At 57.9% G+C, this 26,773-nt stretch carries 19 protein-coding genes and 1 riboswitch; of the genes, 8 read left to right on the top strand and 11 right to left on the bottom strand.

Going from position 1 to position 26,773, the window contains the following annotated elements:
- The first annotated feature begins 124 nt into the window (after positions 1-124).
- On the top strand, positions 125-4,060 hold the full coding sequence (locus tag BJY26_RS03860; RefSeq protein WP_179425849.1) for a CDP-glycerol glycerophosphotransferase family protein: 3,936 nt from the start codon (positions 125-127) through the stop codon (positions 4,058-4,060).
- On the opposite strand, the gene BJY26_RS03855 is transcribed toward BJY26_RS03860, so the two are convergent.
- Positions 4,025-5,095: a hypothetical protein gene (locus BJY26_RS03855; RefSeq protein WP_179425847.1), complete on the bottom strand. Its 1,071-nt coding sequence runs from the start codon at positions 5,093-5,095 to the stop codon at positions 4,025-4,027. The two genes, BJY26_RS03860 and BJY26_RS03855, sit on opposite strands and share 36 nt — an antisense overlap.
- 322 nt (positions 5,096-5,417) lie before the next feature.
- On the opposite strand from BJY26_RS03855, the gene BJY26_RS03850 reads away from it, so the two are divergent.
- Complete coding sequence (locus tag BJY26_RS03850) at positions 5,418-6,488, top strand: XcbB/CpsF family capsular polysaccharide biosynthesis protein (RefSeq protein WP_179425845.1); 1,071 nt, start codon at positions 5,418-5,420, stop codon at positions 6,486-6,488.
- Between the two features lie 28 nt (positions 6,489-6,516).
- On the opposite strand, the gene BJY26_RS03845 is transcribed toward BJY26_RS03850, so the two are convergent.
- Positions 6,517-7,563 carry a hypothetical protein gene (locus tag BJY26_RS03845; protein WP_179425843.1) on the bottom strand — a complete coding sequence of 349 codons (1,047 nt, stop codon included), beginning with the start codon at positions 7,561-7,563 and terminating at the stop codon, positions 6,517-6,519.
- Between the two features lie 148 nt (positions 7,564-7,711).
- Here BJY26_RS03845 and galE point away from each other — a divergent pair, with 148 nt between their 5' ends.
- Entirely contained in the window at positions 7,712-8,659 is a 948-nt protein-coding gene (galE, locus tag BJY26_RS03840; RefSeq protein ID WP_179425841.1) for a UDP-glucose 4-epimerase GalE, read from the top strand.
- 28 nt (positions 8,660-8,687) lie between these two features.
- On the opposite strand, the gene BJY26_RS03835 is transcribed toward galE, so the two are convergent.
- Positions 8,688-12,251 (bottom strand): CDP-glycerol glycerophosphotransferase family protein, encoded by a 3,564-nt coding sequence (locus BJY26_RS03835; protein ID WP_179425839.1) that lies wholly within the window; start codon positions 12,249-12,251, stop codon positions 8,688-8,690.
- A 101-nt stretch (positions 12,252-12,352) separates the two neighbouring features.
- Here BJY26_RS03835 and BJY26_RS03830 point away from each other — a divergent pair, with 101 nt between their 5' ends.
- On the top strand, positions 12,353-13,102 hold the full coding sequence (locus BJY26_RS03830; protein ID WP_179425837.1) for a DUF6270 domain-containing protein: 750 nt from the start codon (positions 12,353-12,355) through the stop codon (positions 13,100-13,102).
- Positions 13,103-13,192: 90 nt separating this feature from the next.
- Here BJY26_RS03830 and BJY26_RS03825 read toward each other — a convergent pair whose 3' ends face one another.
- Genes BJY26_RS03825 through BJY26_RS03795 form a run of 7 tightly spaced genes read right to left on the bottom strand, consistent with a single transcriptional unit; the run spans position 13,193 to position 21,502 of the window.
- A complete protein-coding gene (locus BJY26_RS03825; RefSeq protein ID WP_179425836.1) occupies positions 13,193-13,654 on the bottom strand; it encodes a hypothetical protein in 462 nt (153 codons plus the stop codon).
- Complete coding sequence (locus BJY26_RS03820; protein ID WP_179425834.1) at positions 13,654-14,559, bottom strand: ABC transporter ATP-binding protein; 906 nt, start codon at positions 14,557-14,559, stop codon at positions 13,654-13,656. The genes BJY26_RS03825 and BJY26_RS03820 overlap by 1 nt, the downstream gene beginning before the upstream one ends.
- Positions 14,552-15,427 (bottom strand): ABC transporter permease, encoded by an 876-nt coding sequence (locus tag BJY26_RS03815; RefSeq protein WP_179425832.1) that lies wholly within the window; start codon positions 15,425-15,427, stop codon positions 14,552-14,554. The genes BJY26_RS03820 and BJY26_RS03815 overlap by 8 nt, the downstream gene beginning before the upstream one ends.
- Before the next feature lie 42 nt (positions 15,428-15,469).
- On the bottom strand, positions 15,470-17,305 hold the full coding sequence (locus BJY26_RS03810) for a glycosyltransferase family 4 protein (protein WP_179425830.1): 1,836 nt from the start codon (positions 17,303-17,305) through the stop codon (positions 15,470-15,472).
- Positions 17,302-18,537: a glycosyltransferase family 4 protein gene (locus BJY26_RS03805; RefSeq protein WP_179425828.1), complete on the bottom strand. Its 1,236-nt coding sequence runs from the start codon at positions 18,535-18,537 to the stop codon at positions 17,302-17,304. Before BJY26_RS03805 ends, BJY26_RS03810 begins: the two co-directional genes overlap by 4 nt.
- A complete protein-coding gene (locus BJY26_RS03800; protein WP_179425826.1) occupies positions 18,534-19,583 on the bottom strand; it encodes an MraY family glycosyltransferase in 1,050 nt (349 codons plus the stop codon). Before BJY26_RS03800 ends, BJY26_RS03805 begins: the two co-directional genes overlap by 4 nt.
- The gene (locus tag BJY26_RS03795) at positions 19,580-21,502 is read right to left on the bottom strand and encodes a polysaccharide biosynthesis protein (RefSeq protein WP_179425824.1); all 1,923 of its coding nucleotides are present in this window, start codon (positions 21,500-21,502) and stop codon (positions 19,580-19,582) included. The genes BJY26_RS03800 and BJY26_RS03795 overlap by 4 nt, the downstream gene beginning before the upstream one ends.
- 170 nt (positions 21,503-21,672) lie before the next feature.
- Between BJY26_RS03795 and BJY26_RS03790 the strand changes: the two genes are divergently transcribed.
- From BJY26_RS03790 to BJY26_RS19335, 4 genes are all read left to right on the top strand, one after another.
- Positions 21,673-22,659, top strand: coding sequence for an LCP family protein (locus tag BJY26_RS03790; protein WP_179425822.1), 987 nt, complete (start codon positions 21,673-21,675; stop codon positions 22,657-22,659).
- A gap of 19 nt (positions 22,660-22,678) precedes the next feature.
- Positions 22,679-23,821 carry a non-hydrolyzing UDP-N-acetylglucosamine 2-epimerase gene (gene wecB, locus BJY26_RS03785; RefSeq protein ID WP_179429752.1) on the top strand — a complete coding sequence of 381 codons (1,143 nt, stop codon included), beginning with the start codon at positions 22,679-22,681 and terminating at the stop codon, positions 23,819-23,821.
- An 84-nt stretch (positions 23,822-23,905) separates the two neighbouring features.
- Positions 23,906-24,076, top strand: a riboswitch (cyclic di-AMP (ydaO/yuaA leader).
- The gene (locus tag BJY26_RS18950) at positions 24,074-25,192 is read left to right on the top strand and encodes a C40 family peptidase (protein WP_237249022.1); all 1,119 of its coding nucleotides are present in this window, start codon (positions 24,074-24,076) and stop codon (positions 25,190-25,192) included. It overlaps the preceding riboswitch by 3 nt.
- Before the next feature lie 111 nt (positions 25,193-25,303).
- Complete coding sequence (locus BJY26_RS19335; RefSeq protein ID WP_237249021.1) at positions 25,304-26,110, top strand: CatB-related O-acetyltransferase; 807 nt, start codon at positions 25,304-25,306, stop codon at positions 26,108-26,110.
- Here the strand turns inward: BJY26_RS19335 and BJY26_RS03770 are convergent.
- Positions 26,107-26,733, bottom strand: coding sequence for a sulfotransferase family 2 domain-containing protein (locus BJY26_RS03770; RefSeq protein ID WP_179425820.1), 627 nt, complete (start codon positions 26,731-26,733; stop codon positions 26,107-26,109). The two genes, BJY26_RS19335 and BJY26_RS03770, sit on opposite strands and share 4 nt — an antisense overlap.
- Positions 26,734-26,773 lie beyond the last annotated feature (40 nt).

Raw genomic sequence — 26,773 nt, 5'->3', positions numbered from 1 at the left:
CTGAAATTGACAGTTCGATGAGTACGACGGTACGTGGCGGATCGCAGCTATGCCTTCAGCGATTCGATCGCATGAGGGCACCGACGAGTCGAAAAATCCCCAAATCAGTTACGGTGGAGGACGAATGCTAGGTTGGCAGTTTCCCTACGCTATTGGCCGGAGGCTCGAGAGCCGAGGCCAAATCGTCCGTGCCAAAAAACTCTATTCTCTGATTTATCGTTCTGGGGACGTAAAAGCTGCTCGTCTCGCCTATAGGCTTGGCCATACGCATTTTGCGCTCGGGAACATGGATCAAGCTGAACGATATATTCGCGAGGCTGTCGATTTGGCTCCAAATCAGTGGGATTGGAGATACCGGTTTGGATTCATTCTGGAAAGAGAAGGGCGACTGAAAGACGCACTCGAACAATATTCGGCCGCCGTACACGGCGATGATTCCCGAGCGCAGTGGCATTTCCGTCGAGGCCGCGTACTCGCCGCTCTCGGCCGACAACCGGAGGCTGCGGAGGAATTTAAGCTAGCAATCGCCCAGAACCCCGATGAAGCGAATTACCACGCCGCATTAGCCGAGTGTGTCCGGAAGCACGGCGTCAATTGGGAAGAAGTGAAGGTCCTTCAAGCCGGGGTCGAAGCTCATTCGACGTCCGCCAAATGGCATTATCGCCTCGGCGAAGTGTTGTTTTCCTTGAATCAATTTTCCGAGGCTGCCTACAGCTTTGGCAATGCGCTCGCAATAGACGGGTCAAAGGCGTATTGGTGGTTCCAGTATGGAAGGGCACTCGAGCTGGCTGAGCGGGGCGACGAAGCGCGGGTGGCATACGAGTCCGCGGTGGCGCGCGACAAGAAGCTCCGGGCAAGTGAGTTCGGTGTGGGCGTGTTTTATCAGAGCTGCGGTGATTGGAAACGTGCACTTGCCGCGTACGAACGAGACGTCCATAGCATGGGCCGCACCGCCGAATTTATGTACCGAATCGGGCTGGCTGCGGACCGCTGCTACGAGTGGCCGCGAGCAATTGACGCCTACACACAGTCGGCACGACTGGATCCCTCAGCAGCTCGAACGTTCTATCGGCTTGGATTTGCCAATGAGCGTAGCGGCAACTTCAACGACGCGGCGCAGGCGTATCAAATCGCTTGCTGGCTGGCCGGACGGATCGAACGCGAATGGCAGTTTCGCCTCGGGTATGTGCTCGAAGAATTGGGCGAGTATCAAGAAGCAGCGGAGGCGTATCGTCGTACCACTCGTGCCAAATACTCTCGCGCTTGGTCGCCGGAAGTTCGGGACATTCTCACGCAGGAGCGTGAAGATAGTCAAGAAGCACTCGAAACAGTGGATAGCCGATCTGAGCAAGGTGCAGTTGCCAACGGGGCCTTTGAACATTATCTGGATGGAAGCATCGAAGATCTACCGTCCCTCCAATCCGGAATCAGATGCGTTGAGCTCGGCGACTATTTCGTCAGCTTGCAGTCCTGGCAGCGAGCAAAAACAGCTTATGAGATGTCAATCGATCGCCTGGACTCTTTTTCGCCCGACGTACTAGCTCGATTAGGAGAAGTCCATTGTCGATTAGAAGACTATGTGGCTGCGTGCCGGGCTTTCCGTCAAACGGAAACGGAACCGCGCCCAACGGGCGTACCTGCCGGAAAAATGAGTCCGGGTGCACAAAGAAATTTGCAGTATGTCCAATGGACCGAGACTCTGGAACTGCGCGACGATGTTATTCTTTACGAAAGTCACATGGGAAAGAATTCATCGTGTAACCCGAAAGCGATTTTTGATGAACTAAATCGGCGCGACGAGTTTAAAAAGTATGTGCACGTATGGGTGCTGGCGAAGGATACGCGCCCGGCTCCCGACCTGCGCGGCATGCCGAACGTGATCTTCGTGACTCGCGAGTCGGATCTATACCGACGATATCTGGCCACGGCCAAATATCTGATCAACAATGTTACGTTCCCGAATTACTTCATACGTCGCGACGGACAGAAATATTTGAACACGTGGCACGGCACCCCGGTCAAGACGCTGGGAAAGTATGTCCAATCCAGCTTCTTCGAGCATAAGAATGTTGCCCGCAATTTCCTCCAGGCTACACATATCATTAGCCCGAACAGGCACACGACGAACAGTTTGATTGACAGCCATGACATTCGGGGTTTGTTCACCGGCAAACTGGCGGAGACTGGCTACCCACGTATTGACAGGACGATTGGACTCAACGCCGAACGCCGAAGGATTCTACGTGACAAGCTCGGAATCGGCCGAGATGAGCCGGCCGTGCTCTACGCTCCAACCTGGCGGGGCAAGGCGGGCCAAGAGGGCTCCGACCTGGACAAATTGCTCACCGATCTAGAAAAGCTCCAAGACTTGCCGTGCAAGCTACTTGTCCGGGTTCACCCGTTTACGGAACAGGCGATAAAGGCACGCGGATTGCAATTGAATGTCGTGCCGTCCGAGGTTGATACGAACGATTTGCTCGGGGCGATCGACGCATTAATCACCGATTATTCGAGCATAATGTTCGATTTTCTTCCGACTCGTAAACCGCTGTTGCTCTATGTCTACGATATTGATGAATACGCAAATAATCGCGGACTTTACTTCGAAAACCTTCCGGGAAAGCAATATGCTGACATTGATCAGTTGCGCGCGGGCATCACGACGCTACTGATGAACGATTTTCCGGTTGAAGACGGACGTGACGACGCTCTCGGTAGGTTCTGCGCACACGAAGACGGTGGTGCTTCGAAACGTACGGTCGAATTCTTCTTGCACGATAAAGACGATGATCGAGTCGAATTCGATTCACTTCCCCTTCGGTCGATTCTCGTTCGTGAGAGTTTGATACCCAATGGTGTCACCACGTCGTTCCTGAACCTCATCAACAATATTGATCCGTCTCAGATGCGTGTGACCCTGATCATTGACTCGGATATTGTCGGTAACGACGCGGGTCGGCTGGAAAAGATTCGAGCTCTGCCCCGGCATGTGCAAGTGATCGGACGGGTTGGTCAGCGGGTTCCCCTACCCGAGGAGCGATGGCTGTCCGACAAACTCACCGCTCTGCGAGATCTCACGAACGAAGAGCAGTGGCGCACGTATATGAATGCGTACGAACGTGAGTGGCGACGTACTTTTGGCGATACGCAGTTCGACGCGAGTGTCGAATACGACGGGTATTCGTTGTTTTGGGCTTCATTGATTGCGGCGGCAGCGTCGACGGTGAAATCGATCTACCTGCACAGCGATATGATTCGGGAGTGGCTGACTCGAGCGAGCTATTTGGAATCCCTCTATCGAATCTATCCCAGGTTCGACAATTTGGTCAGCGTCTCAAATGTGCTGAGAGACATCAATGTGAGTGGAGTCGGCGAGCGCTTTGATGTTTCGCCGGACCATTTCGTCTTCTGCGAAAACCAGTTGGATGTCGCCGGAGTCGTGAGTAAGTCGGTTGAACCGTTGGACCCGGACATCGTGACGTGGTTGGACGAATCTGCCACCGTGTTTGTCACGATTGGAAGGCTGTCTCCTGAAAAAGATCAGGAAAAATTGGTTCGCGCAGCGGCCCAGTTGGTCAAATCCGGATACAAGATCCAGCTTCTACTTGTTGGCGACGGCCCGTTGCGCGGGGAACTCGAATCTTTGGTCAGCCGATTGGGCCTTGGGGAGAACGTGATGCTTGCCGGGCATAGGTCGAATCCGTTCCCATCGTTGCGGCGGGCCGATTGCTTTGTCTTGTCGTCGAATCATGAAGGCCAACCGATGGTTCTGCTGGAGTCATTAGTCCTGGGAAAACGCATCGTGGCGACGGACATCTCCGGTGCTCGAGGGGTTCTGGGAAATCAGCATGGCCGTCTTGTGGAGAATTCTGCAACTGGGTTGGCTTCGGGTATGGCTGAGATGTTGCGAGGAGAAATCCCCGCCGGCTCGTTCGATGCGAGCAGGTACCAAGCCAGGGTGGCAAACCAATTTGAGCACCGGGTATTGGCTCACAGATCGGACATGAGTTCTGCGGGTTTTCGCTTACTTGAAGAGAGGGCCACGACCGAGAGACGCTGAGATCGTGCCCGACAGCAAGGCGAGCGCGGCCTCTTGCGAGACTTGACCAGCCGTTTCGGCAGCGTCTGACGAACGCACGTCGCCAGTCGCCGTTAAGGATGCGAGATCGCCGACCGTGTGTACTCTGGACTCGCGGATGGCTTGCACGAATTCTTCGGAACGACGGACAGCCCGCTCCGACGCCCACGGAGGTAGGGCGATTTTGTCCTCTGGCGGCTTTGGGCGTTGTGTTTTCAACAGTCGCGAGACGGCCCCTTGAGTAACAAGTGTCCGACAAGTCGCCGAATCCACGTTGTTGGCTTTCAGCTCATTGTTAAGTACCCTGAGCAGTTCGATTTCAGAATACGACATCGAGCTGTTGACCGTCCTTTGACGAGCGGTGCCTTTGGAAAGTGTTCCGGCTGGAAGGCACAGCATACGTTCGAATGCCGTGCCGACGTGGCCAGGGTCGTTCTTGTCGATGATCACAACGCTGACTCGCTCCGGCCCGATCGCTTCAGCCCATGTCTTGACGACCCGTGCTTGATCGTGATCCCGGTGAAACTGGGACAAAGGAGCGCCGACGGGCGGTTCATTGAGTACCCGAGTCAGCCAGGTGTCAAAGTCGACCGTCAGACCGCCTTTGACGTACTCCTGCCACATCGAAGGAAGAACAGAAGTATACGGACGCACGGTGATGACGATGTACAGAGGGCGATCAAATTCGGCGATGAGGCGGTCGATTGTCTCACTATCTGCCCCTGCAGCAAATTCATGACTGAGAAATATGCGACTCAGGTGGTCTTCCCTTATTTCTCCCATCAAATCGTCCCAATATTTCATATCGGGGGCCTTCGGTACCCAGCCCCACGACTTGCCCATGAAAGCTGCGACAGGCTCGCGGTGATTAAAGCGGGTACCCGGATAACGGACACCGTGGTCGAGGAGTCGCTTTCGCTGGCGGCTGGCCGCTGTCTGAATCGACGTCGTGGCGGTCTTCATTAATCCGACGTGAAACAAACACGCACCATCAGGGAGCGCCAACGGGTCCGCCATCGTGGTCCTTTCTATGACATAAACTTGGTGAATGCAGACTTGAACCGCTATTGATTACCAAAGACACGAGCTTTGCACGTTTTGCTCGTCCTGGACGTCCCTGATATCAGTAACTCGGCAAATTGACGGTACCACAGGGAGGGCGCACGCTCCCGTGCAGACGAGCATACCGTCCGAGGGCCGATGCAACGTAGCGTTGCACGTCTAACTGCTATGCCGCCAGCGTGGTCGGGCGCACACCGTCGGCTTGGAATAGACTAGTATCTAATTATTTAGTTGTGCTGAAACCCGGCATTATCACTGACCTGAAGGAACATCGATCATGAGCGTGTACGTCCATGATGTGAACTGGGGTGCCGACCACCTCGAACAAAAGCTTCGCGATGGAAACGGCGAAATCAATTTCGTTCATGTCAATCATAACGATTCAGACAGCGGTAACCTTATCAGATGTGCAAGAAAATCTACCTTCGCTCGCGACAACCTAATCGTTCTGGCAAACCACGGTTATTATTCGTACATGAGCGATGGTGACCAGACACGATTCGTTCACGAAGGCTCAATTCCAAACCTCTGGAAACCCGTGAAAGATGGGAAATATGATGTGTCGCCAGACGGACTTATTTTCAGTGTATCTGAGCCGCAGGTCAAAAACGCGAAACCTAAACTGGTAGTTCTTTTTGCTTCGATGTTCAGGCGGATATACACACCTTATCTAGTTAGACACATGGCTCCGAATTTTATGAGTTTGCAGAAATATATTTCGCAGGATGCCTATGTTGTTCGACTAGCTGATATAGGCGGCATTTTAGGATCGTTTTATCTTAATACGCGATTCTGCCCGGACAATACCTCTCGCATTCAGAGGCTTCTGAATCATCTTATGTTGACGTTGGGCGTCAACAAGGAAGATATCGTTTTATATGGCGGCTCGAAAGGAGGAACAGGGGCGTTATTTCACGGCTTATTGGGTGGATATCAGTTCGTGTCAGTGGATCCTATCGTGTCGGATCGCCACTACGAAGACAAACTTGATGACATGCATTTTACGTCCCGGTCTCATGAGCGCACGATTTTCGATCGCTCGAAGGACGATACCTTCGCAGAGCTTATGCGCTCCTACGGGCGAAACAGAGATAATTTTCAGTCGGATGAGGCTCAGACCGGGGCAGCCGGCATTATCGTGACGTCCGAGCGCTCTCCGCAGTACAAATACATCACGAACGTGATCGGCGATCCGGCGCGAGCGAACTTGGGTTTATTCGAATCGTCGAATCCAAAAATCAACTCTCATCCGGAAGTATCGAGAAATACGATTCATACTGTCACGATGGGTATGAATGCGATGCTTGCGGGAGTCGCGATCGGCCCGGGCGTGTATTCGATAGTTTAGCAACCAGCGCGAGATGCCATTGGTGAATTTATCTCCGCGTGGCATCGAACACGCCGAGGACTGCTGCGACTGCTTCTTCGATGGATACGACTTGCGGGCTTTCGATAGCTTGGGGCGAGGTTTGTCCGGCAAGAGCGAGCACGTTGAGATCGCCGACGACGTGGGCTCCAGTCGCCGAGATCCTGGTGGCGAACGCTTCGCCCATTTCTTGGGCTAGCTCTTGGGCCCAGCGGGGCAAGACGATGGGTTGACTCGAACTTGGGCCCGTAGCTTGCAATGCTTTGAGCACGCCTCCTCGGACGACCTTCGAAAATACCGCTCCCTTTGCGCTGCGTTTTTTCATTTCGGCGTTGATTCGACGAAGGAACTCGGCCTGCTGGAATGACAACGAGACATTGGACTCGTCGGCGCCTGAGGTACTCAACGTATCGGTTGGGATGCTGAGGATCTTGGAGAAGACGTCGAATATGCGATTTGGATGCGCTTTGTCCGAGACGGCCACCGTGACATTGTCGGGGCCAAGGACATCGCACCATCGCTCGACGATATCGGCGAATGGCGTGTGGCGATGGAATCGCGGCGTTACCGATTCATCAACTGGATCGACGAGTACGGCTTCAAGCCAGTCCGTGAACGAATACGAGTTACGCCACTTCACCGATTGTTGCCAGAACGAAGGAATAATCGCCGGTAGGCTGCGAACCGTTATTAAGGCGTATAACGGTCGGTCGAGAACTGTGCGTAGCTTGTCAATACCTGCGGCGTCGGCTTCTGCGACGAATTCATGGCTCAAGAAGAGCCGATCGTGCTTGGTCGAGTCGATTTCTTCGTACAAAGCGTCCCACACACCGGGGCGTCCGGCGGCTTTCGCTTCGAAGCCAAAAAAATCGATCAGTGCCTCACCGTGATTCAAGCCCGAGCCGGGGTAAAGAACTCCGAACTCCAAGAGACGATCTCTGGCCTGACTGGCGGCGCGTTGAACGGCAGTCGTACCGGTCTTCATAGGGCCGATCTGTACTACAGCGCTGCCGGACGGTACCGGGTGGGCATCTAGAAGGTTGTCGTCGGCGGTCATGCGTCATTCCCCTACAGTTCAACGGCCCGAATCGGCTGCAAGCGGTGAATTTCAGGCTACGTACGATCGTCTAGGCCAAGAATACGTTACGAGATGATTGGTGTACTTGGCGGCTCGGCATACGGATCGCCAACGGTATGATTTCGGAATGACCGTTTTGTTAACCGGCGGTGCCGGCTATATTGGCGCGCACGTTGCGAGGCTACTGAAAGAGCGAGATTTCGACGTCGTGGTTGTTGACGACCTCACTACCGGTGACAGCGAGCGAATTGCGGGCACGGATGTCGTGAGCTTTGACTTGAGCGCCGATGCGGCCGCTAACGACTTGTCGCAGATCATGAAGAGCCGTGATATAACGTCAGTTGTTCACGTCGCGGGAAAAAAGCAGGTGGGTGAATCGGTCAACAATCCGACCTGGTATTACCGTCAAAATGTGCATTCCATGACCAACCTGCTCACGGCAATGCAAGTCAATTGTGTTGAGCGCCTCGTATTCTCCTCCTCCGCTGCCGTATACGGCATGCCTGATGTCGAGGAAGTTGATGAACGGGTGGAATGCAGCCCCATCAACCCGTACGGACAGTCGAAGCTAGTTTGCGAGTGGATGTCGCGGAATGCCGCGCTGGCGTGGGGCTTGCGCGTTGCCAATCTGCGGTATTTCAACGTTGCCGGAAGCGGCTGGTCGGAGTTGAAAGATCCATCAGCCCTGAACCTGATCCCAATCGTCTTGAAAAGTCTGGTGGAGCACCGGCAACCGGTCGTTTTCGGCTCGAACTATCCGACGCCGGATGGAACGTGCATTCGAGATTATGTGCACGTCCTTGACCTCGCGGCCGCGCACATCGATGCTCTGGAATACCTCGATCGGCCCGATCGCTCATACGACACTTTCAATGTTGGCACCGGAACAGGGGCATCGGTATATGAGGTGGTCAACACGATCAGTTCGCACGTAGGCCGGAAAATTCAGCCTGTCGTCGACGGACGACGCGCGGGCGATCCTGCGAGATTGATCGCGAACGTCGCGCGTATCCAAAACGAGCTGGGCTGGAAGGCCTCGTACGGCTTGAGCGAGATCATCTCGTCCGCTATCTAACCGAATACTCTCGGCTCGAGCGATAACGTCATACTGAAAAGCGCTCGAGCACGGACCTACTGGTGGGCTCGAAATTCGATCGGTGGAAAAGTGGAGACCGTTCGGGCGAGTACATTTCAAAAGGTCTCATTCCGGTCGAACGGAGTACGAGGCGCTCAAGATCGGATTGAGAATAGGCTTTGGGCCAGACGATTGACTTCATTGACGTTTCGTAGAGCGATCGCGACGTCGTGACATAATCGTCGAAATCGGGAATGTATTGAATAAGGGGTTTTCCCGTAATGGCGAAGTCGAACATCACTGAAGAATAATCCGAAATGAGAATGTCGGCCGCAAGCAGCAGCCGGCTGACATCGGGATACGTCGTCAAGTCGGTGACGTCGAGCACGTCGTGCCGAACACTTTCGATGGTGGTGTGGTGGCCACGGGCAAAAAACGCGTATTGCGCACCGACTGCCCTTCGCAATGCCTCGAAATCGATTGTCGAGACAAAATCGTGTCGTCCATACGGGTCGATAGCGTGGTCTCTCCAAGTCGGCATGTATAGGACCATCTGTTGATCGTCGTAGACTCCAAGCGAATGGCGTGTATCGCGGCGGATGGAATCAGCATGGCTTCCGAAGAATGAATCGTTTCGCGGAAGGCCCCGCGCCGCAATGGCGCCCGTGTAGCCGAATGCCTGCCGCAACAAATCGGCCGCAACGGGACTCTGTGCGATGAGTAGATCCCAATAAGTTGATTCGCGAGTGAGGATGTCCAGGTACGAGTTGGATATTTGTGTGAGCGGCGTGTCGAAGCCGATCTGCTTCAACGGCGTGCCGTGCCATGTCTGCACATATCGTTGGCCCGGGCTTTTCCGAAAGTAGTGCGGGAAAGTGTTGTTGTTGACGAGCGTCGAACAGCCACTGAGCGCCCGGACATACGCTGCCGAGTTGTAGATGATCGGCACGCAACCGGGTGGAGTGATGACTGAGTAATCTCGGACGACCCAATATTTCGTTCTCTGGTCGCCTGATCTGACGTATTCGTCGAATAGAGCTCGCACGCTGTCCGTTGCTGCTGTTCCACCGAACGATTCAAAGAGAATCGAATCACTGAGTTCCGTTTCATCGGTGGCTGTTTGGAAGATTTCCCGTATGCGTCGGCGGCCTAGAGCCGAGCGTTCGTAGTCGGCGAGCGGTGCTCCAATTTTGACCACCAACGCGTCGTTGGGCTGTTTTCGTGTGATTGTGAGCCGGTACCTGGGGCGAAGTGTTGTCAGGGGGAGCTCCTTAGCGAAGTCAGGTATGACGGTGAACGGCACTTCGCCGCCGCTGATTTGAAAAACGTACGCACCAGAATCTACGACGGCTACGCCGAGCTGCCACTTGTCTTCGGTCAGTTCGAAGCGGGCAGTGAATCGCCCGTCTTGTTCGACGGCAGTTGAACTGGCGTGAAGCTTCCTCCGAGAGGTAATCAACGAGAAAGTAGGATCGGATTCCGCATCGTCGACGCTTGTCTCACCGCGCACAATCAGAGCGTCTTCGTCGGTGGCGAGGGTCGCGCTTGTCACGATCCCGCGGGCGCCGGCCCGCATCAATTGCAAATAGCCGTACCCGGTCGCCGAGAGCCGGGATGGTCGATGCAGCGGCGATTCTTCAACGAGTTTTTGCGACGAGTGCGCCCACGCGATGAGGTGGGTGCGTCCGTCGCTCGTGATGAGCTTGAGAGTGCTTTTGGATTCGGAGCGCCCAGTGCCCAAGTGAACTGACGGGAAACGGACCGTCACGATGCATTCGTTCGGTGTCAGCTGAATCGAATCGGTTACCGCGATTTCGTCGGCGCCAACAAGGACGCCTGCCGGTGGATTTCCCGTTGGATGCCTGACAGTAAGGCGAAAAAACTGATCGTACATGTCGACGGCCGTCGCAATGTGCGCATAACGAACGCGCTCGAGAAAGAGTCCGTCGTCTTTCGAAAATTGGCATACCAAACGATGAGTACCGATGCAATCGTCGAGCGGAATGGCGCCACCGGCAGTTTCGGGGTGGCGCGAGCGCATCAGGCCTTCGGTGCATTTGTCGCCACAGGTAACGGTAACGTGGAGACGCCAACGCGGCTTGGGCGTTGCCTCCTGATCTAATCGGTCGATCGCCGAAACGTCGATGGCCAGCGAGAACCCCGAACGCGCGTAACAATTCCACGCGTCGCCTGCGATCTGATCGATGTCCGGTGAGGCTATCGACCGATGAGATAATTCGATGACTTGATCGCTGTTCGCGTCCCGCAACGAAAATGTCAAATTTTGTGGAAAATTGGCGGTATCAAAATTCCGAATAAATGCGAATCCGGTTATTTCCAGTAACCCTGCGCGCGACCAATGTATCTCGTCGACTTGACTTACCAAATCCAGGTCGATTTTACGGATTTCCAAAAGCGAAGCGGCCGGTCGGTCGCTTAGCCGCAACAAATAGCCGGGAATTCCGATGTATGATCCGAAATCATAACTTACGTGGTAGTCGGTGCCGTTCTCCTCACGATCGATCACTATAGTTTCAGCGTCATGTCTGTTTGACTCGCATATCGCCGATAACAGCAAGCGGTCATGGAGCTGGACAGTGTCCCAAATTTGGTTCCCGACGAAATCAACCACACGTCGAATTCCGGTCACCAATGCGTTCCAATACTCCTCCGAAGATTTCGGTATCTGCTTGAAGTACGGACTCAGATCCCACTGAAATAGTTTCGTCAGCCATGCTTGCCAAACTGTTTCCGAAGCTCGAGCGCTGGCGAGCTTCGTCACCGTGAGCGCGACTTCGAGTCGATTAGCTAGGTCGGTAACATCTCCCTTTTGTTGTGTGATCGACGTTTGATCCGGTCGGCTGTGCCAAAAATATACCGTATCCGGAATGACGTCGAAATTCTCCGCACCAAAAAACGCACGCATAACGGCTTCTTGATCCTCGTAAAGCGTCCGCGCCGGAATCGGAGCAACGCATCGATCCCAGAAATCGCGACGGAACATTTTGTCCCACAAAAAAATATTTTGCATAATTGAAGGGCAATCGCCGAGTTGGATCGAGTGATGAGTCGAGCGGTGCACATCGTCGGCGAACTTCGGGCGCCACATATTAGATGTATCCACGTGGGCGAAGCAGCCGACGACAAATTGAGAACCGGTCGTACGAAGTGTCTTCCACAGTTTTTCATACGCATCCGTTGGCATTGAATCGTCTGCATCGGCAAAGGCGAGAAATCGTCCGTTGGCTACGGCAATCGCCGAATTGCGCGCTGAACCGTTTCCCGCATGATGTAATTCGAGAACTTTTACCCGATGGTCGGAGCGCGCTAAACGGTGGGCGAGATCGAGTGTCGTATCCGTGGAGCCGTCGTCGGCAACTATGATTTCAAGGTTTCGATAAGTTTGATTGAAAATTCCGTTTAGGCATCGCTCCAGATATTTTTCAACATTGTAGGTCGGGACAATTATTGATATCAGATCGTCCTGAGCGCTATTCACTTCGTTGTGTACACGAGACGATGCACCCGTTGACCGGCGCGGATCGAGTTTCCTCCGCAGCCACGAATAGCTATCCTTGAGAAGGTGCTTCACGGTGTTCGCCCGTTCGGACAAGGTGTTGCCTTTCGAAATTTCGGAGGAAGACGTGGATGCAATGTGCCATTCTATCGTTGTAGCGTCGGTTGGAGGTGCAGGTGAACATATCGATCGTGGGCAGCTGCGTCACCCGAGACTCGGCCGAATTTCGACGTAGTGAGTTTGGGGAGATCGATTACTTCGCGCGTACGAGCTGGATATCCCAAGGCAGCGTGGCCTGGCCTGGACCGGTCGATACGTTCAATGTGAACCCTCCGCTATATGGCAGGTTCATGCGTTTGGATGCGTATAAGACGTTAAGTGATGCGTTTCGACGTTCGAAGCCGGACATACTTTACTTAGATCTAGTCGACGAGCGTCTAGCGGTTCATCGGGTTGGCAACGGCTGGTTTACTGAGTCGGAGCAGTGGGATCGTTGCGGCTTTGGTCGAATGATCCGAGATTGCTCCGATGAAATTTTGCAATATGGCACAGCGCGGCGTCACAAGCTCTTTGCCAAATTATTCGCGCGTGAATTCGGTGACATCCTCAAGAGGCTGCCGACTATGCCGATCGTGCTGCACAAAGCGTGGCTGACGGATCAGTCCGTTAATGGTGATACTGCGTTTACTGCGCGCGTGCGCGACTTCGTGAATAGTGTGAATGGCGGCTTGCGCATTGATTACGCAATGATTGAGAAGAGGTTCGGCGATCGGATCACGACCATTGAAGCCGATCACGCGAATTTGCTGGCCGATCCGGATCAGCGTTGGGGACTTGCGCCATTTCACTATGTGCCTGAGTACTACGACGACATCAGCTCTCAGATGCTGCAGCGCGCTGGGGCTGAGAGCCGCTCGCTTGCTTGATTTCGACTCCGCAGAGGTCGTCCTGAGCGAGCGCCAGCGAGACGAAGGGCTCCTCCCTCAACTGTCGACCGAGCGAGCAGATGTCCTCGCTTAATCGGCGGATTTGTTGACCCGTTGACGTTGCTTCTGGACCCGTCTTTCCAGCTTGAGCATCCTTACGCCAAGCCGCGAGAGCCCGTCGTCCAGCGTGGCGAGAAAATCTCCGTCGATGACCTTCCTATCGGTCGTCTTGACCAACGACTGAAGGGCACGGACCTGACGGGAAAGGTCTTCCATTTCGCCGCGCATCGCTTCGGTCTCTTGATGCCCACGCTCGACGTGACTGTCCGCGTACCGCTTCGATGACTCGGCCACCCGACGAACATTGCGCAACGCTGTTGAAATCGCCGCTCGATTTCGTGACGCTTCGTGCAACCAAGCAAGAGCGAGTGCGACGACGACGATTGCTTGCAAGGCAATTGCCCACCCGTATAGGCCCAGTATCACCAAAATGATCACCGCGATGAACCATGCTGCGGCAACAGACGACACGAGCACAGCACGATGTGTCATTATTTCCGCGCCCTCAAAGCGTGACGAGGCGCAAGGTCGTCGTCTTCGACGATTTCACGATTGAGATAGACGGCAGTCATTTTGCCCTCGGCTTTAGCTTTGTTCAACAGTCTGTTTGCCTTCTTGGGCTTTCCCTTTGCGATATTCCAAGCCCACCAGCGGTATTTCAAGGCTACTTCCTCGGCGTGGCCATCCATGACGAAGTCGCCTTTGTCGAGCCAAATCGCTCGCGTGCACATCTCCTGGATCGTCTCGGCCGCGTGACTGACGATGAATACCGTTCCTGCTTGCCGGCGTAGCTCGTCCATGCTTTGCTTACTGCGTTCCTTGAATGCCGCGTCGCCGGTGTTCAATGCCTCATCGATCAGCAGTATGTGCGGCTTCGATGCGCATGCGATCGCAAACCGCAATCGAGCCGCCATCCCCGATGAATACGTGCGCATTGGCAGATGGATGGAGTCACCGATTCCGGCCAGATCGATGACTTCGCCGATCGTCGCATCAGCGCGCTCCGGCGTCATCCCCATCGCCAGTAGGCCGAGACGGACATTGGCAACGCCGGACAGTTCTTGCTGCAGCGCAGCGTTCACCCCGAGGAGCACTGGCTCGCTGGAAGCATGCACCTCTCCGCGGCTCGGCCGCTGCAGCCCGGCCATCGTCCGCAGCAACGTACTTTTTCCGGAACCGTTCTGCCCGACGATACCCACCGATTCCCCTTCGCGGGCCACGAACGACAGTCCGCGAAGAGCCAGCACCGTAGCTCGCGGGCTAAGCCCGGCGAGCCGGCCGACTCTCCTGAGAGCGCCGGCTGACGGCTTGGGCTTTTGTGACGTCGGGACGCGGAATGTCACGTGCAGATCATTCACTGCGACCGTCACGGGAGGTTTGAGGATGTCGTCAATCACGGGCGTAGCTTTCTTCGCCCTGCCAGAAGAAGACGAACCCGACGATGGCCATACCCAGCGCCCAACCGCTTGTCAGCAGCCAAGACGAAAGGTGCGGGGTCGTGGCGTAAAGCAACGAGTCGCGGGTCATGTCGAGAAAATTGAACGCCGGGTTGAGGTCCGTCGCTGCGAGGATCAGGGGGTGACCCTCAAAGCGATCGTACGAAAAAAACACGGCCGAGGCGTAAAGCCAAAAGCGGCTGAGGTACTTCAGTAATTGTTCGACGTCGGGGATCATCGACGCCAGGCGAGCTGCGAACAGGGCGATCCCCAAGTTGAAGACCGTTTGAATCGCCAAAATGGGAATTAAAAGAGCCCACCGCCACGTGATCTCTTCGCGGGGCGACGCGATGAGGATGATCAGCAGCATTGCGATGACAATCGGCACCAGGTTGAGCACCTCGCGCATGATCACGGTGATCGGTATCGACGCGCGCGGGAAAGAAAACGCCTTGATCATGGCACGATTTGAACGAATCGACCCCGCGCCGGACGTCAGGCACCGTGTCGTGTACTTGAACAAGAACACGCCGATGACGAGATACCCGATGAAATCGTCGATTCCGCGGCTGGTGTGCAGTACGAGACCGAAGATCACGAAGTAGACTGCCCCGCTGATGATGGGGTCGAGGATCAACCATGCATTGCCGAGGATATTTTGCCGCGTGCTGCTGAGCAGTTTCGACCGTGCTTCGGCGTAAATAAAGAAGCGGCGCTGCCAGAGCCGACGAATATATGTGGGCAGGCTCGGTCGGCGGCCGATGGGTTGAAGACCCGCGACATCGACCGTGACGCTGGGGTGCCACGTCTTCGGGTCAGTCGAACTCAATCCGTATCTCTTCTTCTCGAATGTTTTCAGTGTCGGCCAAGCTTATCGTGCAGTCCGTGCTATCGCTGGCCGCAGCGATTCGTACGCGCGCTGGTATTTCGCTGCGTTTTGCGACCACGTTCGTTGTTGTCGCACCTGCCGATGCCCGGATTCGCCCATCGAACGGCGCACGGCTGGATCGTCACCGAGCTTTGCGATCGCGTGTGCGAAAGCTGCTGCATCATCCGGGGCTACGGCAATTCCGTTGCGACCATCGTCGATTAACTCGGCTAGCGCCGGCAGATCGCTGACTATCAGTGGACGACGCATGCCCATGGCTTCGACCGGCTTGAGTGGCGACACCATCCGGCATACCGGCAGATCCCGGCGGGGCACGCAGAACACGTCGAGCGCGCGGAAGTAGTCAGGGGTCGCCGACTTCGGTACTCGCCCGGTGAACACGGCCGCCGTGCCCAGCCCGGCGTCTTGTGCTTTTTGCATCAGCCGGCTGCGCGACACTCCGTCACCGACTATCAAAAGCCGGACGTCGCGCCCGGACGTTCGTGCCGAGGCGACGGCGTCGACCAGCGTGTCCAGACCCTCGTAGTCGACAAGACTGCTGACAGTGCCGACCCAGATACCGTCGCGGGGGAGGTCAAGCGCGGCCCGCGCCTCCGCCGGTGCGATGTCGTCGAAGTCCAGTAGCCGATCGTCGATCGCATTCGGCACCACTATCGTTTTGTCGGCCGGTACGCCTCGCTCGATGAGTAGATCACGCATTGGCGCGCCGAGGGTGACGACGAGATCCGCGTCGAGCATGCATTCGGTCTCTTTGGCTTTGAATGCTCGGTAGCGTTCGGACTCCAGTGCGGCCACCGGATCCGCACGTCCGGCCGCCCAAGTGTCCTCGAGCAGCCCCCGCACTTCGTACACCCACGGGATCCCGCGGCTGCGTGCAACGGCTTTGGCTACCAGCGCGTTCGTGAAGTGCGTCGTCGTGTGGAGGATGCCGGGGCGTAAGTCGTCAACCAATTGAGCCAGAAGCGTCGCTTGCTGTTGAAGCCGCGCGGCCGGAGTTTCCGCCATCTTTGCCGGCAGTAACCGGTAATAGTCGATGTCGTCGACGATATCGAGCGTATTGGCAAGCGGGGCACCGATTGCCACCGGGTAACCAAGGCGAGTCACGGCAGTTGGCTGCATGCCGGCTGCGGCTTGCGCGCGAAGTACGGCATGGGAGCGCATGGTGTAGCCGCTGAAAGTGTGGGGGAGCGAATTGGTGAGGAGATGGAGGATGCGGGTTTTCGCGTCGTCGGGTTTCGACTCGTCGTAAGCTCCTCGCTCAACCAACGACGGGGACCATCCGGCATCCATCGTCGCGATCTCGGAGGCCAGTCGACGTCGCGAGCGGCTCTCACTGCGAGAAGTACCGCTGAGAGCGCCGAGAGCCCCGGACATGTCGCCCCGATACCATCGCAGGCGCGAGCGAAGCCCCCTGCCGGCCCGCGATTCGGGTGCCAGCATCGCCGCATATTGTTCGGCAGCGTCGGCAAGCCCGAGCTGCAAGGCGATCTCGCCCAGCCAGCGAGTGTCGCGCGAGTGTTCCGGGCCTCGACTCGCCGCCCTCGACTCGAGCCCTGCAGCAACAATTTGCTGCGCCTCGCCGTCGTTACCGGCGGCCCACGCGGCGAACGCCAGACCGCCGCGCCGCTTCGTCACGTTTGCCAGCCGCTTCGCTATGGCAGCCATCGGTCGGACGATCCGCCGGGGTAGCCGCCTCGTGGATTGAAAGAGGAGCATCATCGGGTCGTCGTGAAGGTGTTCGCCGACCAGACGCGCCGTGATCACCGTATTGCGCGCCAATTCGCCGGGAGTGAGACGGCTGCCGGGAGTCGCTGTCATACGAGCTCCTCAAGAATATTGAGGTATCGGCTTGCGAGCGCATCGTAATCGGCGTGTGCGGCGATCCACGCACGCCCGTGGCGGTCGGCTGCGAGCCGTGACCTGTCGGCGTGCAGTTTCGCCCACAAATCGCCAAGTGCCCGATGGTCGCCGGGAGTGACGACGTCTCCGGCCCTTGCCGCGTTCACGATCTGCGCCGCCTCGCCGGTGAGCACTCCGCTGACGTGATGCCCTGTGCCCATGACCTCGTAGAGCTTCGACGGCACAGTCATGCCGAAAGCCGGCCAATCACGCAGGGACACGATATGGGTGTCGGCCCACGCATAAGCCCGCGACAGTTCTTCCGGCTCAACCGGCGGACTGAATTCGACCGGCGCGTTGAGCTCGTTTGCCAGCCGACGAAGCTCCGCTGACGACGCTCCCGCACCCACAATGCGCAACGTGATCGGCGTGCCGAGATCTGCGGCACGACAGGCGGCCCTCACCGCGGTGTCGAGATCCTGCGATCGACCCACTGTTCCAAGATAAAGAGCGTGGAATTCGTCGGGGGACCGCGGAGCTTCGCGGTGATCGGCGACGGCCGGAACTTCGGAACCATTCCGCACCGCGACCGTCTGGGCAATGCCGCGAGAACGCAGTGCACCGGCAAAAGACTCGGTGGTCGTCACGACGAGGCTTGAGTGCCGCTGCAGCCAGGTGAAGAACGACATCATCGCACCTTCAAGCCGTTCGGCGCCCGGAACTCCTCGCATCAGCCCACGGAGGAGGCCGCCGTCGCTGATCAAGTCCGGCCACGCATCGCGCATCTCGGCGACGAGCGGGATGCGAAAAAGCCGAGCAATCGCCTGCCCGGCCAGCATCGTCGGTAGACCCGGAATCGATGCGATCACGACGTCGGGACGTCGTCCGGTGCCGGAAAACCATCGGGCGGCCTGCGCGACGGAGCCGGCGGAGTTGACTCCCTGGTCGAGCAAGAGCGATGCCATCGACTCCGAATATTCACGAAAAGGCACCCGCACTATCGTTTCGCCGTGATTGCCGTTCTTCAGACGGCCGACGGGGTGCGCGCGCAAGGTGCTCTCGGAAGCGGTACCGCTCGGGTAATGCGGAACCGGAGCCAAAACGCACAGCTGGTGGCCGGCCGCCGTGAATCGCTGAGCCAAGTTCGCCCAGCGTCGTTGCGGTGCTCCGACCTCCGGCTCGTAATAGTTGGTTACCAGCAAAATTTTCATGCGCGCACCCCGATTTGCCGATGCCGCCGTCCGACGGGACGCAGCCAACGCGGCGACGCCAGATAGGCGACGACGATGATGGCGCCGGTCACGATCGCCAGCAGGCGCAGGATGACCGGAGCATTGAACAGGAATGCCGTGCTCAGGGTGCAGAGCGCCATCGAAACGCCAACAGTCATGAGCGTGACGGCAATGTGCGGATACCCCAAGTCGGTCAGGCGCTGATAGACGTGAGTGCGATGGGCATCGGCAAGGTTCTCGCGGCCGATGCTCCGCCGTACCAGCGTGAATCCCGCATCGGACAGATAAAGGACGACCGGCGCCAGCGCCACGGGCAGACTGACCCCGGTGAAGATCAGCCAGCACACGACTGCGCACACCGCTGCGCCGATTCCGTAACTGCCGACATCGCCCATGAACACCTTCGCCCGCGGCGCATTGCTGGGGAGAAACACGAGAGCCGCCACCAGCAACACGAGTGAAATACACGCCAAGGTGGGCTCGCCGCCGTGGATCTCGACGATCAGGAACCAGGCTCCGGCCACCGCAGCGAAGAGCGACGTGATCCCGTTGATGCCATCCATGAAGTTCGTGAAGTTCACGCCGACTACGTTGGACACGGCGATGATCGGCAACCACGCCCACGAATGCCCGCTCCACACGATGAGTTCGACGGCAAAGAACGCAGAGACCACCAACTGGAGTGCGAGCCGTGAGCCGACGTGGAGTCCCAGCACGTCCTCGGCGAATCCGAACCCGGCGAAAACCAGCACGAAGACGATCGTCGACACGGCGATCATGAGCGCCGCCGCGGTTTGCATGAGGCTCATTGCCGTCGACAACGTCAGCCAGCCGGCGATGATGCCCGTTACGACGCCGATGACTGGTGCGATGCCCCCGCCGCGCGTGATGGGTGCGGCGTGCGACGAGCGGTCTGACGGAACGTCGATGATGCCGTGCTTGTTCAACTGGGGCACGGCGACGGCGAGAGTGAGCGCGGTAACGACTGCAGCGACGGTGCCGGCGACCAGGAAGGCGAGAATCATCGGGGCGATCGTGATCGGTCCAGGCCGATCCTGCTGGCAATGTTCAGTTCTTTCACAAGCTCCCGGCGCACGTCCTCGGTCATCGGCTGCCGGACCATGTACGACAACCTCTCGACCACGTTGTCGGTAAACGGCGGCACCGGCACTTGGGAGACTTGTGGATGCGACGGCCGGCTGTCGGCTTCGTATTTGCTCAGACGTTTCTCCAGCAGCTTCTCGCCGTGGCGCAGTCCGGTGTATTCGATTGCCATCTCGGGATGGCCGCCCATTTCCGCCATACGCCGGGCCAGGTCTTCGATCAACACTTGTTCGCCCATGTCGAGCACGAGCACTTCACGGCTGGCCCCGATCGCGCCGGCCTGGACGACGAGCTCGCACGCCTCGTCGACGGTCATGAAATACCGGCGCATCTGCGGGTCGGTCACGGTAAGAGGCCCCCCGGACGCGACCTGCGACGCAAAGGTGGTCAACACGGACCCGCGGGATCCAAGCACATTGCCGAAACGTACCGATAGATACGTACCCGGCAGCTCGTCGTCGTTCGTGGTCGCCGTGAGGCGTTCGGCGATCCTCTTTGTCAGGCCGAGAACGCTTGTCGGCTCTGCGGCCTTGTCGGTCGAGATGTGCACGAACCTGTCGATTCGGTGTCTACGCGCCTCCGTCAAAAGCCGATCGGTGACCAGGACGTTGGTTTTGACGGCTTCTTCGGGGAACGACTCGAGCAGCGGAAGATGCTTGAGCGCCGCGGCATGGAACACGACGTCCGGCTGCGCTGATGCGAAAAGCTGCGGGATGAAACCCGAGTCGCGCAGATCACCGAGGACCAAATCGGGCGACGTCAACAGTGCCCTGCCGCCGATACCGAGCTCGACCGAGTGCAGGCCCGACTCGTCACGGTCGGTCATGACGAGCCGTTTCACGGCAAACCGCGAAATCTCGGCGCAGAGCCGCGAACCGATCGAACCGCCGGCGCCGGTCACCAGCACCGTCTTGCCGGCTAGATATTGCGAAATCTGCTCGACATCCGTCTTGATCTGATGCCGGCCGATCAAGTCGAACAACGACACATCGCGGAACTGGCCGATCGGCCGCACGTCGGCCGTCCCAGCCAGGGAGCCGCGGGACGTCTGCAGCGCCGACTCGTTGAACGAGGGCAGTACTTTGAATTTCAGCTTCAGCCGGGCAGCGGTATCGGCGGCTGCGTTGAGGACTTCCTTGCCGGCTGTGGGAATCGCGAACACGACGACGTCCGCATTCAGCGCTGTCGCCACGCGCTCCAGATCGGACAGCCGGCCCATGACGTGGACGCCGTCGATGCGCAAGTAGCGCTTGGCGAGGTCATCGTCGAGGAGCGCGACCGGCCGGTATTTCGAATGCACGTCGCCGTGCATGATGCGAACCGCCGTCAGGCCGCCGTCGCCCGCGCCGACGATGATGGCGCGTTGGATCTCGACGCGGTGGGTCGTGGGACGGTGTGTGTCGCGCATCCGCTTGCCGGCCCACCGCTCGATGACGATCAGCACCAGCGCGACCGCCCCCGCGACCGGCGGTACCGACAGAGGCACAATTCGCGGTGCCGGCAACAACAAGGCCACGACCAGCAGGACGGCCGTGGTGATGCCGACGACCGTGGCCAAGCCGATCAGCTCATCCGTTGAGCCGTAACGGTACTGCCCGCGATAGACCAAGAACATGCCGAGCCCGAGGTGAAGGACTACGACGATTGCTGCCGCAGTGAGCAGACCGGTGTGATTTGCCCATGCATCGGCCATGTCGTAGCGGACACTGGCCACCATGCCCAGACTGATCAGCCAGGCAATGAGATCGAGGACGATGCGGAAGTCGCTGCGCCAGAACTTTCCGAGGGCGCTCAGTGAGCTACGCGTGCCTCGCGGTCCAGTTGGCGCCTCGCGCGACACGTTCCGATAGCCTCCGCAATTGATGAAAGAATTCCCGCAATTCATCAAGAATTCAATGAACGACCCATTTAGAATACAGTATCGCCACGGTTTGCAGGTGTAGTCTGTCCCGTCGCTATACTACGACAGTGCCCTCCCACCGCGACCCAGCGCAACCCGGATCCTCGCCTGTGCCTCGCGGTGCTGTGCGCGGAGCCCGGCATTCGAACCGGCGCTCGCGGCGGACGTTTTGGACGCTGACGGTCTGTCTGGTCGTCGTTCTCGCAGCAGCGGTCACGGTATCGGGCGGGTACGCCTGGTCGCTGCAGCACACCATTCAATCCAACACGACGTACGTGTCCGATGCCCTGTCACACGACGCGCACAAGAACGATGACCGGGCCCGCGGCGTCGAGAACATTTTGCTCCTCGGGTCCGACGAGCGCCCCGAAGGATCGCGGATCAAGGGGCAGCGGGCCGACGTCATCATGCTGCTGCACATGAACGAGGCTCACACGCACGCCTATGTGATCTCGTTTCCTCGCGATCTTTGGGTGGATGTTCCGGGCCACGGCAAAGCCAAGCTCAATGCAGCGCTTGCCTACGGTGGACTGCGGCTTGCGGTGCGGACCGTCGAAGATGTCGCCGGAGTGCCAATCAACCATGTAGCGATGATCGATTTCGATGGGTTCGCGAAGCTGACGAAACAGCTTGGAGGCGTCACCGTCGACGTATCCCAGTCATTCACAACGCGTGATTTCACATTCGAGCGAGGCCGGCAGAAGTTGGACGGCGCGGAAGCCTTGTCGTTCGTGCGGGAACGGCACGCGTTCAAGGACGGCGGTTTCCAGCGGATGCGCAATCAGCAGGCATTTCTGCGGGGCGTATTGCGCGCCGTCCTCAATAAGGACACGCTCGGCAGGCCGGACAAAGTGTCGAAGCTCGTGCAGACCCTTGCCCCGTACCTCACCGTCGACTCGGCCTTTACCCCCAAATCGATGGTGGCGCTCGGGTGGAGCATGCGCAAGATCACCATGAACCACGTCGACTTCTTGACCGCCCCGCACGGGGCTCCGGGACGGTCGGACTCCGGCGCTTCCATCGTGAAGGCCGATCCCGACGCCATGACCGAACTCACGCACGCATTGAACAACGACTCGATGGCCGACTTTGCCTGAACGCGCCGCGCCGTTGATCATGCCGATCTACGGCACCCGCCCCGAAGCGGTCAAAATGGCACCACTGATTGCCTTGCTGCGTGAGGGCCCGGAGCTCGACGTGTTCGTCACGGTGACCGGCCAGCACCGCGAAATGCTCGACCAGGTGAACGACTTGTTCGGAATTGCCGGGGATCACGATTTGAATATCCATTCCCCGAGGCAGACGCTGTCGGCGATCACGGCGAAGGCTCTCGCCGGACTGAGCAGCTTGTTTGCGACGGTTCGTCCGGACGCCGTTGTCGTGCAAGGGAACACGGGCACGTCGACGGCTGCCGCGCTTGCGGCGTTCTACGAGAAGATCCCCGTCGTGCACCTTGAAGCTGGGCTGCGGTCCGGTCACAGGTATTCGCCGTTTCCCGAAGAAATCAACCGCAAGGTCACCACGCAGATCGCCTCGCTTCATCTTGCGCCCACACAATCCAGCCGAGCCAATCTCATTCGCGAGGGAGTTCCCGACGGCGAGATCGTCGTCACGGGCAACACCGTCATCGATGCTTTGCACACTGTCGTGAAAGCGCCGGCTGCGTTCACGGCGCCGGAGCTGCGGGCCGCGATCCGCCGTGACGGGCCGTTGCTGCTCGTCACGACTCATCGCCGAGAGAACTACGGCGACGCGATGTCGAACGTCGGCAGAGCACTGCGACAGCTCGCCGCCGAGCGGCCGGAATTGCGCATCGTGTTCCCGGCTCACCGCAGTCCCGTGATGCGTGAGGCGATGCTGCCGCATCTCGAGAATCTTTCGAATGTCACGGTTGTCGAGCCGCTCGATTACCGGGAGTTCACGCACCTCTTGGCCGAGAGCACCATCGTCCTGACCGATTCCGGCGGCGTGCAGGAAGAGGCTCCGTCGCTCGGAAAACCGGTGCTGGTGATGCGCGATAGCACCGAGCGGCCCGAGGCCGTCGAGGCCGGAACCGTCAAACTGATCGGCACCGATCGCGAGCGGATCGTCAAAGAAGTTTCGCAGTTGTTGGACGACCCGGACGCGTATGCCGAGATGTCGAAGGCGGCCAATCCGTATGGCGACGGATTCGCTGCTCCGCGCTGCGCAGCGGCAATCGCCGAGTATCTCGGCGTGGGATCCCGGATGGCCGATTTCAACCATTCGGTCACGGAATGATTTCAAATTCATCTCGATCGGCATGTCCATTTGCATTGAAAGTGCGCTAAGTTAGTTCTGCCCATCGCACCGAAGAGGTGGGCCCGGACGGAAAAGCCGAACGCTGCCGTTCCAACCGGTCGATTAGTGATGACGGCAGCGGCGGGGAACCCAACTTGACGGCATGGCCGCCAACGGGGTGAAGCGGACGAGTTCCGCCGGGCAACTCCAGCCCGAACCCGACAGCTAACTTCGCAGGCTTCGGAGAGCACTATGACATTGCGACACCCCCTCAGGCGCATGCGCGCGCTTACCGTTGGAACACTCGTTCTTGCCGTAGGCGCCGTGGCCGGTCTTCCGGTCGACGCCTACGCATCGTCGGCGAAGTATATGAAGGCCGAATATTCCAAGGCCATTTACAAGGTCACCGGCACCACGCGCGTCAAGCTGACGTATCCGCAGTGGAAGAAAGCCAGACGGCACCACAAGCTGATCAAGGTCCACGCGAAGTACTACAAGTACGGATGGGACACGGCGGTCATTGCCGACACCAACTGGCCCGGCCCGAATTCCTGGGTTCACCTGACAGCTTCCGAATACAAGCGGGCCGGCCGACCGCACATTCGAAAGGCGACCACCTATCTGCCCGGCAGCCGGTTCGTCCGTTGGGGCACGTCGTCTCAGATCATGCTCTTAAGCCCATCGGGTCGATACCACAAGTGGCAGTATTCCAACTCCAAGGCAGCGAGTCTCGGCCACATCGAAACGTACTCGAACCATGGGTTTGAGCGGCTGTCCTGGAGCCCGAAGGTCGCCTATATGACGAATCTCCGCAAGGGGCACGGCAGCCACATATCCGCCGCCACTTTCAAGAGGTACGGCAAGCCGCACGTGAAAAAGGTCAAGCACTTCCCGGGCGACACTTTCTGGCGGTACTCGGGCAAGTCGACGATCCACTACGACGGCCTGATGGAAAACCGCACCATCTCCAAGGCGAAGTGGCGGAAAGCCGGTAAGCCGACGGTGCACGTCAAGAAGTCGCCGACCACGAAGCGCGAAAAGGTCATCAAACTCGCCAAGAAGTACGTGGGCACCAAGTACAGGTACGGCGGGACGAGCCCTTCGACCGGATGGGACTGCTCCGGGTTCACCCGGTACGTGTACAAAAAGGTGGGTGTAAGCCTGCCCCACAGTGCTTCGGGACAACGCGCGGCCGGGAAGATCATTTCGAAGTCGAAAGCGAAGGCAGGGGACCTGGTGGCCACGTCGTCGCATGTGGGCATCTATGACGGCCACGGCAAGATGTACGACGCCGGAAACACCCGCGTCGACACCATTCATCGCACGTTCAGCTGGATGAAGCCCCTCAAGTACGTCAGGGTGCTGCCGTAAACACTTGTCGCAAACCGCGCTCTCGGGGTCCGCTGCCTGTGCAGCCACTCTGCAGGAATTTCAGCGTGCTTACGCAGTAAACTCCGAGAGGCGGTTTGTACTGTTCGAGGTGTGGCTAAAAAATTCACGATCACTGAAGAATTTCTGCGCGAACTACAGAGTCATCGCGTCTATTTGCATCGAAAGAACCTGTCGGTAGCGGACGGCAAATATGGCTGGTTGGCGGCGGGCCAAGAAATTGTCTTGCACGGACCCGTGACGATCGAGCAGAACTCGGGGCTCTTCGGCGGCAAGTATCGCGCGATGGCTGGGGGACGGCACACATCCGGCCTGTGCAGTATCGGCGCGTTTAGCTACTCGTATTCGGCGCTACCCGAAAGCATCGTGATTGGCAGATTCTGCTCGATCTCGCGAGGACTGAGATTCATCGACTCGCATCATCCGCTGAATCTGATCACGACATCGGCGATAACTTTTCGCACGAAGAACCCGCTGTTCGCCGATTTCATGACTGATCCGATTGTCGAGCACGCCAAATCCTTCCACCCGTACGGAGAATTGCGTTACCCGGAGATCGGTCACGACGTATGGATCGGTGACGGCGCTACCCTGGCCGCGGGCATCACGATAGGAACCGGAGCCGTCATCGCCGCTGGAGCCGTGGTTACGAAAGACGTGCCGCCGTATGCAATTGTTGGCGGAAACCCGGGCCGCATCATCCGATACAGATTCGATGAGTCCCGAGCGCACGAATTGATCGCCAGTCGGTGGTGGGAATACGATCCACGTTCGCTATTCGCCGAGCAGCTGACGGACACTCGCAAGTTACTCGACGATATTTCCGCAGGCCGTGTCGAAAAGTATCCGTTTGCGTCAATCGCGCTGTCGGCGACCGAGACGCGGCCGAGCAACTCCTAGAGTTCGTACCCGAACTTTGCGAAGTCGTCGTAATAGAATTCCTTGACACGGCGTTCTACGTTTTCCGGCACAACGACGTCCTTGCTGGAGTGCCCGCTTCGTTTCTGCCGGTCCATGGATCGCGGGATATCGGAGCTCAAGTTCAAACCGTGCTTGGTGTTGAGGTCGTTCACTATTGATTCGAGGCCGTCCTCGAGTCGGTAGACGATGCAGCCGGGCAGATAGAACTCCGATTGCGGTCGCAGGTGATTGTCGTGAACGAACGGATCAGCCATGTACTTCGAGAACGCGCTGTCGGTCCATTCCTCGACCCGCTGATTGGCGGGTTCGAGGTTCTCCTTGTTGCGCATAGCGTATTCGGACTTGAACCGGGCCATCGGCTCGCGGGTCGTCATGAATATGACATCGAACCGGTTCAGCCGAAGCGTGGCACGCAGAAGCTCCGCATGCAGATGCTGCGGTGAGCTACGCCGCAGATAATTGGGAGAATCCTTGCCGTAGGACTTGTCGTAGAGATACTTCTCGTAGCCGCTGTCGGTGAAGATTTTTTCCACCGACGTCCCGCCGGTCTTGGGTACATGGATGAACAGGACGTTCTTGTCGCCATTTTTGAATACCGGCACTGACGTTGCCTTTCGTTGAACGGGATTTCAGGCGTCGAAT

Source organism: Spelaeicoccus albus, from assembly GCF_013409065.1.
Lineage (GTDB): Bacteria > Actinomycetota > Actinomycetes > Actinomycetales > Brevibacteriaceae > Spelaeicoccus > Spelaeicoccus albus.
The sequence above is the reverse complement of the archived record's forward strand: the minus strand, read 5'-3'. Positions and strand labels throughout refer to the sequence as shown.